Origin of the sequence: Ewingella sp. AOP9-I1-14 (assembly GCF_052375995.1) — a bacterium.
GTDB classification, from domain to species: domain Bacteria; phylum Pseudomonadota; class Gammaproteobacteria; order Enterobacterales; family Enterobacteriaceae; genus Ewingella; species Ewingella allii.
In genome coordinates this window covers 1-13,366 of the sequence record NZ_JBQSVA010000015.1, presented here as the reverse complement: position 1 = coordinate 13,366, position 13,366 = coordinate 1, and the positions used below count along the sequence as shown (strand labels likewise).

Annotated in this window: 19 protein-coding genes; 6 read left to right on the top strand and 13 right to left on the bottom strand. The window is 39.2% G+C overall.

What is annotated here, in order from left to right; all coding sequences use genetic code 11:
• Window positions 1-7: 7 nt before the first annotated feature.
• The 8 genes from ACT3RT_RS21965 to ACT3RT_RS21930 form a co-directional block, all read right to left on the bottom strand.
• Entirely contained in the window at window positions 8-274 is a 267-nt protein-coding gene (locus tag ACT3RT_RS21965) for a helix-turn-helix transcriptional regulator (RefSeq protein WP_115195451.1), read from the bottom strand.
• 76 nt (window positions 275-350) lie between these two features.
• Complete coding sequence (mobP1, locus tag ACT3RT_RS21960; protein ID WP_115195450.1) at window positions 351-1,580, bottom strand: MobP1 family relaxase; 1,230 nt, start codon at window positions 1,578-1,580, stop codon at window positions 351-353.
• A 3-nt stretch (window positions 1,581-1,583) separates the two neighbouring features.
• Window positions 1,584-2,087 (bottom strand): DNA distortion polypeptide 1, encoded by a 504-nt coding sequence (ddp1, locus tag ACT3RT_RS21955; RefSeq protein WP_117111270.1) that lies wholly within the window; start codon window positions 2,085-2,087, stop codon window positions 1,584-1,586.
• A gap of 715 nt (window positions 2,088-2,802) precedes the next feature.
• Entirely contained in the window at window positions 2,803-2,982 is a 180-nt protein-coding gene (locus ACT3RT_RS21950; RefSeq protein WP_115195448.1) for a hypothetical protein, read from the bottom strand.
• A gap of 99 nt (window positions 2,983-3,081) precedes the next feature.
• Window positions 3,082-3,318, bottom strand: coding sequence for a helix-turn-helix domain-containing protein (locus ACT3RT_RS21945; RefSeq protein WP_115195447.1), 237 nt, complete (start codon window positions 3,316-3,318; stop codon window positions 3,082-3,084).
• Entirely contained in the window at window positions 3,308-3,568 is a 261-nt protein-coding gene (locus ACT3RT_RS21940; protein ID WP_115195446.1) for a hypothetical protein, read from the bottom strand. The genes ACT3RT_RS21945 and ACT3RT_RS21940 overlap by 11 nt, the downstream gene beginning before the upstream one ends.
• Entirely contained in the window at window positions 3,565-4,107 is a 543-nt protein-coding gene (locus ACT3RT_RS21935) for a hypothetical protein (protein WP_115195445.1), read from the bottom strand. Before ACT3RT_RS21935 ends, ACT3RT_RS21940 begins: the two co-directional genes overlap by 4 nt.
• A gap of 56 nt (window positions 4,108-4,163) precedes the next feature.
• Window positions 4,164-4,679 (bottom strand): J domain-containing protein, encoded by a 516-nt coding sequence (locus ACT3RT_RS21930; RefSeq protein WP_115195444.1) that lies wholly within the window; start codon window positions 4,677-4,679, stop codon window positions 4,164-4,166.
• A gap of 1,076 nt (window positions 4,680-5,755) precedes the next feature.
• On the opposite strand from ACT3RT_RS21930, the gene ACT3RT_RS21925 reads away from it, so the two are divergent.
• The 3 genes from ACT3RT_RS21925 (at window position 5,756) to ACT3RT_RS21915 (ending at window position 7,680) form a co-directional block, all read left to right on the top strand.
• Window positions 5,756-6,622: a replication initiation protein gene (locus tag ACT3RT_RS21925; protein WP_050296644.1), complete on the top strand. Its 867-nt coding sequence runs from the start codon at window positions 5,756-5,758 to the stop codon at window positions 6,620-6,622.
• Window positions 6,623-6,629: 7 nt separating this feature from the next.
• Window positions 6,630-7,043: a hypothetical protein gene (locus ACT3RT_RS21920; protein WP_228708725.1), complete on the top strand. Its 414-nt coding sequence runs from the start codon at window positions 6,630-6,632 to the stop codon at window positions 7,041-7,043.
• A gap of 112 nt (window positions 7,044-7,155) precedes the next feature.
• Window positions 7,156-7,680, top strand: a complete 525-nt coding sequence (locus tag ACT3RT_RS21915) for a DUF2726 domain-containing protein (protein WP_202209947.1) — start codon at window positions 7,156-7,158, stop codon at window positions 7,678-7,680.
• 27 nt (window positions 7,681-7,707) lie between these two features.
• Here the strand turns inward: ACT3RT_RS21915 and ACT3RT_RS21910 are convergent, their stop codons facing one another.
• From ACT3RT_RS21910 to ACT3RT_RS21900, 3 genes are all read right to left on the bottom strand, one after another.
• The gene (locus ACT3RT_RS21910; RefSeq protein ID WP_050296627.1) at window positions 7,708-8,334 is read right to left on the bottom strand and encodes a hypothetical protein; all 627 of its coding nucleotides are present in this window, start codon (window positions 8,332-8,334) and stop codon (window positions 7,708-7,710) included.
• Between the two features lie 57 nt (window positions 8,335-8,391).
• Window positions 8,392-8,676, bottom strand: coding sequence for a hypothetical protein (locus tag ACT3RT_RS21905; protein WP_013572681.1), 285 nt, complete (start codon window positions 8,674-8,676; stop codon window positions 8,392-8,394).
• A gap of 102 nt (window positions 8,677-8,778) precedes the next feature.
• The gene (locus ACT3RT_RS21900) at window positions 8,779-9,441 is read right to left on the bottom strand and encodes a nucleotide-binding protein (RefSeq protein WP_050296628.1); all 663 of its coding nucleotides are present in this window, start codon (window positions 9,439-9,441) and stop codon (window positions 8,779-8,781) included.
• A gap of 638 nt (window positions 9,442-10,079) precedes the next feature.
• Here ACT3RT_RS21900 and ACT3RT_RS21895 point away from each other — a divergent pair.
• On the top strand, window positions 10,080-10,499 hold the full coding sequence (locus ACT3RT_RS21895; protein ID WP_223862024.1) for a FitA-like ribbon-helix-helix domain-containing protein: 420 nt from the start codon (window positions 10,080-10,082) through the stop codon (window positions 10,497-10,499).
• 40 nt (window positions 10,500-10,539) lie between these two features.
• Here the strand turns inward: ACT3RT_RS21895 and ACT3RT_RS21890 are convergent, their stop codons facing one another.
• Window positions 10,540-11,235 (bottom strand): nucleotidyl transferase AbiEii/AbiGii toxin family protein, encoded by a 696-nt coding sequence (locus ACT3RT_RS21890; RefSeq protein WP_032736820.1) that lies wholly within the window; start codon window positions 11,233-11,235, stop codon window positions 10,540-10,542.
• Window positions 11,236-11,249: 14 nt separating this feature from the next.
• Entirely contained in the window at window positions 11,250-11,456 is a 207-nt protein-coding gene (locus ACT3RT_RS21885) for a hypothetical protein (protein ID WP_032736819.1), read from the bottom strand.
• A gap of 583 nt (window positions 11,457-12,039) precedes the next feature.
• On the opposite strand from ACT3RT_RS21885, the gene ACT3RT_RS21880 reads away from it, so the two are divergent.
• Window positions 12,040-12,408: a hypothetical protein gene (locus ACT3RT_RS21880; protein ID WP_032242306.1), complete on the top strand. Its 369-nt coding sequence runs from the start codon at window positions 12,040-12,042 to the stop codon at window positions 12,406-12,408.
• A gap of 286 nt (window positions 12,409-12,694) precedes the next feature.
• The coding region (locus tag ACT3RT_RS21875; RefSeq protein WP_279889312.1) for an IS110 family RNA-guided transposase at window positions 12,695-13,366 on the top strand (672 nt) is incomplete at its 3' end.

Below are 13,366 nucleotides of genomic sequence, written 5' to 3'. Positions count from 1 at the left end.
TATTTCCTTATACATGATTAACCAAAAAAACTGACAGCACCCGTAAGAATACTACTGTACGAATACCAGACAAAGTAACATCACCTAACGTATGTCTCACCACATCAAGATGATTTCTTACAGTTATCGGCTTTATGCCTTTTTCGTCTGCAATTTCTTCGATTGTGCTACCAATTGCGTACATCATCGCAATGTCTTTCTGATGATCACTCAACTGTTCCTCTGTGAAAATTTGATGTAGCCGGGAAATACGGATAGCATCGTCCCTAGTCATGATAACCTCTCATTCAGGTTGTTGTGATCAGTAGGTGAACAAAGTAGCCGCTTTGTTCGCCTACGCCTAAATCAACTTAAAAACCGAACCCTTTCCAACCTCTTTCCTGCTCCTGCTTTTGCTTCTTATGTTCAGTTGAATCCTTCGTAAAACCATTTTCAAGCGCAAATCCAATGTTACGAGAGCGCTCATTCTTCCGTTCAATCTGTTGTTTAACCGCTTTATCATCTGGCTGGTTGGTTATTGCCTTTGGTATCTCACGTTCTCTGTTACGCTCAATCCCTATGTTCTCTATTTGCCAGTTACTACGTTGACTCTCTCTGTAACCAGCAACGGAACCATCATCATTAAACATCGGGCTACGGACTCGCGTTGGTGACAATTTTTTTATTTTAACTAACGTGCCAGCCTGCAACTTTTCTGATTCAAAGTGGCTTTTCAAATCTTTGCCCCAAATCGTTACCTGCTTACCACCTTTAAGGGTTTCATAGGTCAGATAGGGAGTTCTCTTTTCACCTGCTTTGTTCTGATAAGCAGTTTCGCCAAATTCGACTACCTTGTAAACGTTCCTCAATCGCTTAGGGTTCTCGGCCTGTAGCCTTTCAACCTCACGTTTACGTTCTGGATCTTTCTTCCATGTTGCCGCAACATCATAACCCATGCCTTCAAGTTTTCTATAAAATCCTTGCCTAAATTTTTTTGTTTCGTCCTTAGTCAACCTTAAACGCTTTTCTGTATCTTCGTTTTTAAGTTTGAAGTTAACATGCACATGTGGGTGCTTTTCTTTATCATCATGATAGACTGCTACAAATGCATGATTAGGATAGCTTTCTTTTAAAAACTCTGCTGTTGCTTTTAACGCATCCTCTCGGCTTACTTTAGCATCTGGAGGCGGGGAAAAGACCATGTTTTTTACATGATCAATATTTTCACCACGGTACTTTTTATCATAATCGTTTCCCTTCGCAAGAGTGACTGTAAACTCTTTATTAAAGTCGTCACCTTTTCCAGAAACTTCAATACCATTACCATCATAACAGTAAGCCTCAAGCTCACCTTCTCGCGTTATGTAATCAACTCCATTTTTTATACCTGCAACAGTTTTACCTGAACCAGTTATTTTAAAAGTCACTTCTTTTGATGGGGTTGAACCGTATGATTTTTTATCCGAACCATGTTGAGCTTTATGGTTAAATGCGGATTTACTGGCATGACTTTGACGACCTGTTAGTTTTGCTGGCTGGCTTGCTTTATCTGAGCTTTTTGCTCGTTTTGTTCTATATTCATTCTCAACAAATACGCCCATAAATCACCCGAACCTGTTAACAACGCTTTTGGTTAAAGTCTCTAAAGCTGAATCAATAGACTGACATAATCCAATAACCTCAACTACTTCCTTTCTAAAATCCGGATCATTTACCGTACAAAATCTTTCGCCTTTTATGATAAAATGTATATTACGGCCTATGCGGTCAATTGCAGTGGTTAGTTTTTTCAAGTCTTTTATTTCATCAGGATAAAGGCAAACTTCATTTTTTAATAAAGACTGCCTTACTCTGATTGCTATCTCACGACTCATACTCATGCCATGCAATGCTGCATTACGTTTTAAAATTTCAATTTCATGAGGATAAAGATAGGTAAAAACGGCTTTTGCTGGCTTATCTGATACATGAATTGATAGAGGTGTTGTCTCAACTTCAAGCACCTTACGCTTTGCAAAAACGTTGACACTGTTAACACCACAGACGGCAGCATTAACTTTAGCAAGCTCATACTCATCATCATCTAGCCTGAATTTTACTTGTTTCATAACTCACCTAAAGAGCCTGCGGCAGGCACAGGCAAAAACCCCGTTTTTGGACAATCAGATAGAAAATTGGTACCAATTTCTAGCGGATTGTCTATCCTGCATTGATTCTAGCATACCTAAACTACAGAACGCCCATTTAATGTACAGGAAGATTCAAATAGAGCATATAAGTCGCTAGAACGTTCTCTTGTCTCCGACCATCTGGCAACCAAGCTGCTATACGTTCGTGCTAACTAGTTCGCTTCGCTCATTGGCTTTGCAGTGTGGGGGGTTGTCGCGGCTAACGCCGTGACGCTTTTATGTCCTCGCTTCGCTGCGGGGCTTCCGGCTTCGCCTCCATGCCCTTTCAGGGCATAAAAGGGGCATTCCAGCCCCTACGAAATATATTTAAAACATTGCATATCCTTGCAAGTAGTTTAACCACCATCGGAATTGATCCCATTCCCTACCTTTCATAGCAGGGATTCGTGTTTCCCATCCTTTGACAAGTGAATCTGCAACCTGTACGATTTGTTGTGTTGACATATTAAAACCTCACTAAGTTTTGTTTGTTAACGGTGATCAGGTTGCTCGAACAACCTGATCACACCTCTCACACATTTAGTTTTCCACCTCCTTTTTACTGTATATGCACTCTATAAATTCTTTTAAATTTAACACCTCATCACCTTCTTTCAAGGAATTAAAATATTCCTCGTATTCTTTTTCATATAATTCATTTTTCATAGCATTTTACTCCTAACTTTTTCTTTGTGTATTCTATGTCTATGTATGGTGTCCAATTACCCTTGTAAAATTCAATAGCGGCTTGTTCCAGTGTGATTAAACCAGTGTCGTAATCCCTTTTTACTGATTCATGAAAACTAGCTATATCAAACGGTTTCTTTCTTTTCATTTTTTAAATCTCCTGCCCGTGTGGGCTTATGGTGAAAGATGCTTTCCCTTTCAATGATTTTATTATACGTCTATTTAGACGTATCAACAAGTGAATAGCTTATTCTTTTTCAGTTTTTTTTCTCTTTTCTAAAACAAAATCAGGATGCTCCCCAGCCATTAAAAGAAGATATTCAAACTCCCCTTTTGATAAGCTCAAACGGTTATGGGTTTTAGCTTCCTCTTTTTTTTGCCATGTTCTTAAACCTACACCAAAGAGTTTTCCGCATTCAGTTTGCGTAATCCCTAATTTTTCACGTAGTTTTTTAATGTTTTCCGGCGTATTATCAGTTATCACGATCACTCTCCTTAATTTCTTTAATCATTGTAATGATAATTTCTTTATCGACCACTCTTAAACCATTAGTGGTAAAATCAATCAAGTTAAATTCATTTTCAACGAAATAAAACTCACTTAACATTTTTTTAGTAATTTTACTTTTACCTTCGGTCATGAGTTTTGAACGAGTCTTAATCTTTTTTACGAAATGGTATACACCTGCGTTTTCCTCAAGATAGTAGGTAATATCTCCTTTGTTTTTTCTCATAGCTGTTTCACCATTCCAGTTAGTGTAATAAGTTGATCCAAACTCAAGCCACGAACAAGAAAACCATAGCCATCACCATGCTCGGTTATTTGTCCGTTCAATCCATTTTCCACTTTGAAGCCTGTTAACGTTCCGTACCAGTTTTCAAGCTGTACAAGTTGCGATAACATCCCTTTCAGAATCCGTTTTTGTTCCCGTTCTGCCTGTATGTTCTTTTCGCATTCAAGCGCCTTTTCCACATCTTGCAGGGCATTTGCTAAAATTTTCCTCTCAATATCGGCGGCTATCTCAACAGGATTACGAAATAGTGATACGGTGCAGGAATAGCATGGACTACGCCAATTGCGACTATCCACGCTTCCCACGATTGAAAGTCTCTCTTTTTCATTCCGTATATGTACAGAGTAATTCTTAAACTTCGGGGATGTAAGTTTTATACGGTACTGGCAATCATCAAGAAGGTTAACGCGCCACCCATTCCCTAGGATACGACACACGATTTCAAAAACTGGTTGCCAACGTTCAAAGAATGATTTCATTTTAATGCCCCGTGATAATGTCTTGCTTTGATGGGGGCTTTCGCCCCCTGTAGATTTTATGCGCTTGCTTCTACCTTCCTCCAGCCTTTCGCTTTGTGTTGTCCGGCTGTGCCATACATCTCACGGATTTCATCAATGCTGTGTTCTTTACGATTACAGCGGCTTTTGTGTTCTTCAGGACGATAGAACCACTGTTTTTTCTTTGCTGCCCACTTGCACCCCATTTCTTTTAGAGTGTCTTTATGTTCTTTGGTGTCACCACTGATCCAGATCCAGTTACCAATGACTTCGTAAACCACTCCAGATAATCCAGAAAGAACATTCAACACTTTCTCCAATTCTTCACTGTAGTCATATCGGGCGTTTTCATCAGCACTTTGAAACTGATTGATTTTATCAATGTTAGCCATCAGGAAATCAAAAGCAGCGTTTACGGCTTTCATCAGTTCTGCGCCCAATGGATTACGATCTGGATGATATTTTAAAGCAGCTTTTTTATATGCTGTCTTAATGTCTTTTTCTGTCAGATCGCCAGATAGACCAAAAATATTTAATGCTTCTTGGATATTCATTTTAAGCTCCTGCCCGTTTGGGCTTATGGTGAAAGAGAACGTTCTCTTTCGATGAATTAATAATACGTCTATTTGGACGTATTGGCAAGCAAAACATCCCCCCCCCTTGCATCTTTACAATGTAAATACATTGTAAATCAATCTTGCTCTTTACAGTTGTAAACTGTGTTAGCGGAATGCTTTATCAATTTTGGAATACTTACGCGATAAATCGTCCTGAGAAGCGTTCTGAGCGTATTTTGCTGATTAGCTGTAACTTTGGCAGGGCTGGGTAAAGAAAATGGCTCTGAGAGCGTTCTATTGCTTTGCAGGAAAAGATCCAAAAAGGATCTCTTCAAGATCTTAGTCTGTGATTAGATCAAGCCTTTTCGAGAAAGGAGATACCGCTCGCCGCAGTCTTTGGCTGAGGCGTACCGCAGGAGCATAGCGACGAGGAACGAACAGGCAAAGCGAGGAAGCGGAAGTGAACCGGTACTAACAGAATGGCTCTTACACACAATGGTTAAATATTACACAATACTTATCAGAGCAGTAATCTGAATGCCTAGCAAGATCAATCCCCTGTGTTTATGCTGATTTATCCACAGGCTTTGTGCATTAAATAACTTATATCTTCTTTTTTTTCTTTAAAGACTTAAAAACTTACATCGGTATAACTTGCTGAAATATATGGATTATAATCTTTAAACATGAGAGGTTCCTCGGTCAAGCATGATAACATTCTCGGTTAAACATGAGAGGTTCCTCGGTTAAGCATGAGAGATTCCTCGGTTAAACATGAGAGGTTCCTCGGTTAAACATGAGAGGTTCCTCGGTGTAATTAACAGATTGGGGGCAAAAAAAAGATTACTATATGTTTTTCCTGTTAAATCTTTTTCCAATCTTATGTTGATTGTATCTGAATCTCTTAGCGATTGCGCTTTGGGCGGGTTTTTTGATGAAGAAGTCAGGCGCTGCATAGCATCGAAAGGCGTAAAGCATGAGAAGAAAATCGGTTTAACATGATAAATTAGAAATTGCGTTATCATGTTTTGAATGATAAGTTGATAGCTAGAAGGTAACTGGCATAGATGAGAATGAGCATGAATAAAACATCACTTTCAAGGCTGACCAAAGTTCGACATAGGAATGAGTTAAATTCTACTCTTTCCACTTTGCCGATGGCGGCCAAAAAAGTTTTGTTTTTGGCTATGAGTCAAATCAATTCAAAAAACGAATTTGATGATGACCATATATTTTATGTTAATGCCTCCGATTATACTAAATGGGTTAATGTTAAACCTGATGCTGCATATCTTGCTCTTAAAGATGGTGCAAATATATTGGATAGTGTTGTTTTAAAATTAAGAAACGATGAAATTCTAGATTTAAGCAGTGAGTTAAATCTCCCATTCACATCTAAAAACGTACCTGATTCATTGAACTTGAGCCTTACTGAATTTTCGGCATATTATAAGAATGAAGGTCGAGTCGGCATAAAATTCACTAACACTGCGAAAAGATTTTTATGCAAATTAGTTGGTTCTGAAAAAAGGTATACAACTCAAGTTCTTTTATCCGTAGTGAGACTTTCTAGTGTAAACTCATCTTCGTTGTATCAACTAATCAGGAAAATACATAGCAATAATCCAAGAATCATGTCTTTTGAAATGTCTGTTGATGAACTGAAAGAAGAACTTAATTTATATACTATAGACTCTCACGGAAATAAAGAATACAAATATCCAGAATTCCCAGCTTTTAAAAGGGATGTGTTAAATAAGTCTGTTAAAGAGATTATAAAAAATACTGAGATTAAGGAACTGAGTTTTGAAGTTTCTGGGAAAATAGGAAGGAAAGTTAACACATTGAAATTCACTTATTCATTAGAATCTACAGAGTTGCCAAATGAAGATAGTGAGTTTTTAGATATGTTTGATAAAAAATTCCCGCCTATTGATTAGGGAGGACATGATGAAAAACAATATTATTGATTTTCAGGGCATCAAATGTGGGCTTGAAAAATCCAAACCTGCGGCTGTGAATGATGAATCATATAATCACAACACTACTTCATTTCGACTGTTATCTTTTTTGTTACCATTTCGGTATCTACTTGCTATTTCTCTTTACCTGATTGTTGTTGTTCCCCTTGGTGTTATGGCGGCTTTGCGGCTGTTGTTTCAGATCATCGGCGGTATTGCCGTTGTGGGGCTTACCATCGTTTGGTTTATGGGGGCTAATGTGAGTGGCTACGCCGTTCTTGCTGCTTGGTTAGTTTTGTCTCTTTGTGGCTGCGCGGAACAATTGTTTACGTGGTGGACTGAAAGCCGATTTGCTTTCAGGTTGTTCGGCATAGGCTCTGACTCTACAGGCAGATCATGACAATGCAGGATAGACAATCCGCTAGAAATTGGTACCAATTTTCTATCTGATTGTCCAAAAACGGGGTTTTTGCCTGTGCCTGCCGCAGGCTCTATTTTAAGGATAATCGATAATGTTTAAACGTAATAAGCAGAAAGTAATTGAACCAACTAATAATGTAGTCATTCCATCAAGCGTTAACGTTTTTAGTGATTTCATCAGCAATAACCCTCAATATTCGAGCAATGCTTTTATAGCAATTGGTGAGGTTGATTGTTTTAATAAGATTCATCTGCTTTCTGAATCAGAGGCTGAGTTTTTAGGTGTTCTTTCACGTAATATTATACCTGATTATTCAGTATACCCAAAGGTAAGGCTAATTGAATTTGTACGTCCTTATGGCAGTGATGATGCAATAAAAGAATTGATTGTCGAGGTTCAAAATATCACATGTGATTATGTGATAACGTCATATGATGATGGTGTACTTGCAGTGGTTCAGTTCGGTGATGCTGCTACAGTAAGGCAGCAAAAGAAACGGCTAGTGATTAAGCGTGTATGTGAGATGTCCGGCATTTCATTCTATGTATTCAAGAATACACTTGAAATGATGAGTGATGAATCATTTGCCTCTTTACTGAAAGATGATGAAGAATAAATTAAAAGCCCTTATGGGCTTTTATATCTAAAAGTTTGAAAGTAAATTATCTTGCTGAGTTTTATAATCATCAAACTCGCCAATTTTAAAACAATTACATCCTTTTTCTGTTAAATGATACAATATTATTTCTCCTCCAATATATATTCTTTCATGTACTGGTTTTTTTGATTCTAGGTATCTCTGCTCATTCATCATTGTTGGTATTATGTCAACTAAGTTACCTTCAAGTATTGTGCAATCTGGTTTTACTCCTGTCCCATATCCTAATGATTCAGATTTAAAATCGTTAGTTGATCGATATGCATACGATACGGTTTTACCAGTTTCTTCACAAATACCAAATTGATAGACTGTTGTTGTAAATTCATCAGGCAGAGAAAATTCTTTTTTATAGTCTAACCAAAGTCTATTAAGTGCTTTTGGAGTGTGAAAATCCAAATTTTGGATGCCCCGCACAACCATCCTTGTTGATGCTTCAAGTAACCACTTATTTGCAAAGCCACCTGCTCCAGTGCCAGCTACGATGGTTTTTAAGTGAGGTATAAAGCCTGACTTACTTACAAAAGCAATAGGCTTCCCATTATCAACAGCAAGTGTATCTGTCGCTACTACCGCTTGTATTTCGTCGGTATAAAATATTAATGATGACATTTAATTCCCTATATCAATTAATTATGCTCTGTAAGCAACCAACCCAAAATATCCAAATCACCCTATTTTAGCTGATTCTAATAACCAGTGATTTCGTTGGTTTTCATCCATGTTGTCCCATGCTGCCAGTGCAGCTTTCAACACGGTTGTTTTACTTTGCCCTGTCCTCATTGCCTCGGATTCGAGTATACCTTCGAAATTTTCATTCAAGCGGAAATTAAGCAGCTTGGCTTTAGCAGTTACTGGCTTTTTACTGGCTCCGGCAATGAAACGCGCAGTTTCTGCGTTAGTTGCTGGTTCGTTTGATTCAGGAAGTTTTGGGGTATTCAGTTTTAAAGCCATTTTTTGATCTCTTTAGTCAGGACACTATAACGAATGTCTTTATTATAGTGTCTTTATAGTGTATTTACAATGTAAAGATACGTTGTTAATTTACTGAATTTATTAAACAATTCCTAATTCCATACCAACTAATTCGAGCTGTGCTTTTGCATTGTTAAGGCTGGAAGCACGAGCTACATCATGCACCCCTGCCCCTTCGTTACATGCGTTTTCGAATACATCCAACTCGGCTATTCTTGTCTTTAATGGTTGAATCCAGATGCTGTCTGAACGGAGTATTTTGTCTAGTTCTATGGCTTTCTGTGTGTGACGTGGTTTGCTTGGATTAATGCGCGTCATTAATACCCACGGTTGAAGATTTCCGTTAGTCTTTTGAGCTATTCTGACTTTTTCCGTTACGCTTGTTAGGGTTTCACTTTCAAAGTCAGATGAAGGTTTTACTAGTGTAACCATGATGTCTGATACGGTTAGAGCGCTACGGAACTCATGGCTATCATGCCCTGGACAATCCACGATCAGTACTTCACAGAGTTTGCTTAGGCGGCTTATCTCCTTGGTTACATTCCCGTATGCCTCATGCACAGGGACGGGTAACAGGCCATTTGCCTGACGCTTTTCACTCCAACTCAACATGTCTTTGTTTTTGTCTGTTTTCAGAACGATAACCGACTTGCCTTTGTTTACCAGCATAGAGGCCGTATTAGCTACGTAGGTGCTTTTCCCAACACCGCCTTTGTCTGATACTACCAGTAAAATTTTACCCATTTGAGGCCTCATATTATTTACGTTGTAAAGATGGAATAAAGACGCATCTGTCTTTACAGTATCTTTATACATCGAGCGCTTTACTATGTAAAGACATTATAAAGATGTTTGTGTATTTACATAGTAAAGCAATTGTAAATCACTCAGTGTCTTTATGTGTGCATTACAATGTAATGATTTCTGTGTCTTTACAATGTAAATTGTATGTCTTTATGATATCTTTCGGTTACAACGTAACAGAAAAAGGGAAACTGGCGAAAATGGAGCTTAGGACATAAATTCAAGGTGAAATCAGGCATGTTGCAAATATGTTAATGGTTGGTCGGTTAAGCTGAAATTTGATGATCAGTTATGTACGCCAAAAAAGAATGAAATCGTCAGATTGAGCTTGGTTTTTGAAGGTTTCGTAGTAGATATATGGTTTGGCGGCTATAAAATTATCAAAAGTCGGCAATTTAACATATTGTATCTTACCCGCACCGATTTTTGGGGGCTTGTCTACAACTCTATGGCTGATGTGGCGGCCTTTCATTTACATATGAATGTTGTAACTAAAATATTAATTCAAATAAGGTGTTCACTTTACAACCTAGATTAGATACATTTTATTCAAATAGGGTTCAAAATGAGTCTGCGCAATGGCTAAGATACAAGTTCGAAACTTTCCTGATGATCTCTACACTCGATTAGAAGAAATGGCTGCAATGTCAGAGCGGTCTATAGAAGGTCAGGCAAGGTTGATTTTAAAGTTAGCACTGGAAGAAAGCCCTGCGGCTATCAAACCTGTCAGTGAGCCAGCAACACGCTATAAGCAGATAATGCCGTCAACGGACTGGTATTTCCGGCATGATAATGTCGAAGGTTGTTCAACCAAGAGTACTGTTTACCAATTGGCGGCATGGGCGCTGACTCATGACGGGGAAATTGTTGGGCTGGTTACAGTGCGTGATGTTGAAACTGGTCGTCCGAAACTGGTAACTCCACCTCCAATTGCAGGGGATTATCTACACAGAGAGCAATTAGAAGCTGATGAAGTGTCAGCCTCGAAGCGTAGATAGGTGCTATTAATGGAGGCTAGCATCTTTAGCCTCCACCATTTTAAGATAGATTTGCTAGTACCTGTGGAGCAACATCACCAATGAGTTTTTGAGCAAAATCATGTTGAATTAACATAGCATCGGCAAGCTCATAATAATGAGCACTATTGGTTTGTATATCTTTAAGCGAGCGGATTAGATCGCTTAAAACAGAAGAACCATAATGTTTTTCGGCCTTTGTGATTGCGCTTTGTGGTATGCCTCCCCACGCATCATACATAGCCAAAATATCAAAAATATCCTTACACTGCCCATGCATACATCTATCTGAATTTGCTAATAATTTAGTATAAAAACAGCTTTCTTGATCTATGAAAGGAATAGGGAACAACTTGCGCGTATCAGCTACTAAATCGTAGTTATCGAAACTAACTATCTCAAGCTTTATCGTTGCGTCCTGTTCTTTTATGAAGGTGCGAACTCCATATCTATCAAACATTATTTCTCTGGCATACTGGAAGTCTTGTTTTACTAAGTTGCCAAGTGAGTTGGATGTAACCTGTTCCCGTACGGCTCGATAAGATGATTTATCAGGGCACAAAAAATCAACATCGATCGATTCTCTATACTCATCTATTTCAAGGGCAATACGAGTTCCCCCTCCGAAATAAATAGAGTTAGCAAAAAAAAAGTCGGCATTGAAATTATTCAATACCGACCTGATTAGTTTATGATGCTTAATCTTATATTCGTTCACTACAGAATGAATCCTTATGCAGCCATAAAGACACCGTTACCGTAAAAATCAGTTAAGGCATCAATCAACTGGCGTTCATTTTGACCTATATGTTTTTCATCAACAAAATTCCAACGCTCTTCGTACATACGAAAAGCCAACATTGCGGGAATTTTCTGAGTGTGAAAATCCCACAGCACTTTATCCAGTTCAGGATAGTTGCCTCGAATAATTTCACCCATAAAGTCACCTATTGCAGTCTACAGACATAGTTACGAGGTTATAGCAAATGCCACAACCGGTTTCGTGTCAAAAAGTGCTATTCCTGCAATTACCCTTCAATTATATTGTTGTGATTACCACACACGGATGTGTTGGCCATCTCCTGATGGGTGCCACCGGCGCTTTAACGTTTCTATAATTTTCATTGGGTTACATGTTTTACTACGCAACATCAAAACATCAATATTTTTGAATCTCTTAACATCATATGTGTACTACGTGAAATCTGAGGGAAGGGCAGGGGGAAAGTAACGGATTTTTTGCGTAGCACTGCATAGACAAGTTTGGAGATTGGAAATTATTGGAGTCAGTTTGGATATAGAGAATTATTGTACGTTTAGTTCGTTGTTTGACGAATTTGATAAGAATGGATGCGCTGCTAGTGTGTTGATAGTATTTGGGGTCCGCTTGGAAAAAGGAAATTATCCTACGCTAAGCGCATTTTTTGCACAGATGGCTACCGACTGAACGTAACGTGTGAGTCATGATCAGAAATGTGTTAACTCTAGGAATTGACACGACTTACTGTTCGATGGGGAAATCATGTTTAGCTATCTCAAGGCTATGTATCATCAATCAAAAATTCAGGCTGAACTCAAGGCACAGATACATGAACAAACTACGGTTAATGCTATCTGTCATCACCCTGAATCAATCGAGATCATTGCGGTTTGTTCGACTGATGCGTATTACCGAAAACGTAAGGACGCTGCTTTTCTGACAACCTGTTCTGTGCTCATGCGTACTTTAAAAGATGAATCCGTACCGATGGTACTACGGAAAACAGCATGGCGATTATTGAACGAAAGATACCAACGAATTAAGTTAAATCAGGCTTATAGGATAGAAAATTTCTTGCTTGTTGCCGATTTTGAATATGCTCTCGAAGAACATGATGAACTAGCAGAGTAGTACTAGTGAGGCGATGAATACCGACAGTTAACGTGCATGTGACTTAAACGTCCGAAACCGAACGATTACGTACACCATGCCGTTGATCTGTCCGAAAGTAGGCAAAACCAGAAACGGACAGCCTGACAGTTCCGTACATCCCTTGCGGTCAGGGGTTTCCGATCAATGGAACGAAATCACCCGTTAAGCTTGAAAAGCTTAACGAATGGAAGGGACTTCCCCTGGATATGCGCCTGGTTAACTTTCATGCAATCATGGGATAAACATTGACCCAGAGGGATTCGTTATGACCATCACCACTGTCGGTATCGATCTTGCTAAAAATGTGTTTGCTGTTCACTGCGTTGACCAAAATGGTAAAGCAGTTCTGGTTAAACCCAAGGTGTCGCGTGCAGCACTTTCTGAACTCATCGCTGGTTTACCTCCCTGTGTCATTGGAATGGAAGCCTGCTCGGGTGCCCACTATTGGGCAAGATTATTCAGGCAGTATGGCCATGATGTCCGGTTGATGGCACCGAAATTTGTCTCACCCTATCGCATGGCGGGTAAGACCGGGAAAAATGATGCAGCTGATGCAATAGCTATTTGTGAGGCTGTGCAGCGGCCGCACATGCGCTTTGTACCCGTCAAAGACGAAAGCCAGCAGGCAATGCAATGCTTACATAGGACAAGACAGGGATTTATTCAGGAAAGAACAGCGACGTATAACCGTCTTCGGGGGTTGGTATCTGAATTCGGGGTTATTGCCCCACAAAGCACTGATGCTCTGCGTCATGCTGTTTCTGACCAGAAGGAAACTCTGCCAGTACAGGTCAGGCTGTGCATTGATGATCTATTAGCACATGTCACTAATATTGAAGAGAAAATCGCCGAATATGACAGGGTGTTATCTCGTGTTGCCAAAACAGATCATCGCAGCCAGCAGTTAATGGAACTGAAAGGTATTGGGCCCACAACG

Excerpts from the sequence above, each read along its gene's own strand:
- ACT3RT_RS21965 (WP_115195451.1), bottom strand. The coding sequence starts at position 274 with ATGACTAGGGACGATGCTATCCGTATTTCCCGGCTACATCAAATTTTC.
- mobP1 (WP_115195450.1), bottom strand. The coding sequence starts at position 1,580 with ATGGGCGTATTTGTTGAGAATGAATATAGAACAAAACGAGCAAAAAGC.
- ddp1 (WP_117111270.1), bottom strand. The coding sequence starts at position 2,087 with ATGAAACAAGTAAAATTCAGGCTAGATGATGATGAGTATGAGCTTGCT.
- ACT3RT_RS21950 (WP_115195448.1), bottom strand. The coding sequence starts at position 2,982 with ATGAAAAGAAAGAAACCGTTTGATATAGCTAGTTTTCATGAATCAGTA.
- ACT3RT_RS21940 (WP_115195446.1), bottom strand. The coding sequence starts at position 3,568 with ATGAGAAAAAACAAAGGAGATATTACCTACTATCTTGAGGAAAACGCA.
- ACT3RT_RS21935 (WP_115195445.1), bottom strand. The coding sequence starts at position 4,107 with ATGAAATCATTCTTTGAACGTTGGCAACCAGTTTTTGAAATCGTGTGT.
- ACT3RT_RS21930 (WP_115195444.1), bottom strand. The coding sequence starts at position 4,679 with ATGAATATCCAAGAAGCATTAAATATTTTTGGTCTATCTGGCGATCTG.
- ACT3RT_RS21925 (WP_050296644.1), top strand. The coding sequence starts at position 5,756 with ATGAGCATGAATAAAACATCACTTTCAAGGCTGACCAAAGTTCGACAT.
- ACT3RT_RS21920 (WP_228708725.1), top strand. The coding sequence starts at position 6,630 with ATGATGAAAAACAATATTATTGATTTTCAGGGCATCAAATGTGGGCTT.
- ACT3RT_RS21915 (WP_202209947.1), top strand. The coding sequence starts at position 7,156 with ATGTTTAAACGTAATAAGCAGAAAGTAATTGAACCAACTAATAATGTA.
- ACT3RT_RS21910 (WP_050296627.1), bottom strand. The coding sequence starts at position 8,334 with ATGTCATCATTAATATTTTATACCGACGAAATACAAGCGGTAGTAGCG.
- ACT3RT_RS21905 (WP_013572681.1), bottom strand. The coding sequence starts at position 8,676 with ATGGCTTTAAAACTGAATACCCCAAAACTTCCTGAATCAAACGAACCA.
- ACT3RT_RS21900 (WP_050296628.1), bottom strand. The coding sequence starts at position 9,441 with ATGGGTAAAATTTTACTGGTAGTATCAGACAAAGGCGGTGTTGGGAAA.
- ACT3RT_RS21895 (WP_223862024.1), top strand. The coding sequence starts at position 10,080 with ATGGCTAAGATACAAGTTCGAAACTTTCCTGATGATCTCTACACTCGA.
- ACT3RT_RS21885 (WP_032736819.1), bottom strand. The coding sequence starts at position 11,456 with ATGGGTGAAATTATTCGAGGCAACTATCCTGAACTGGATAAAGTGCTG.
- ACT3RT_RS21880 (WP_032242306.1), top strand. The coding sequence starts at position 12,040 with ATGTTTAGCTATCTCAAGGCTATGTATCATCAATCAAAAATTCAGGCT.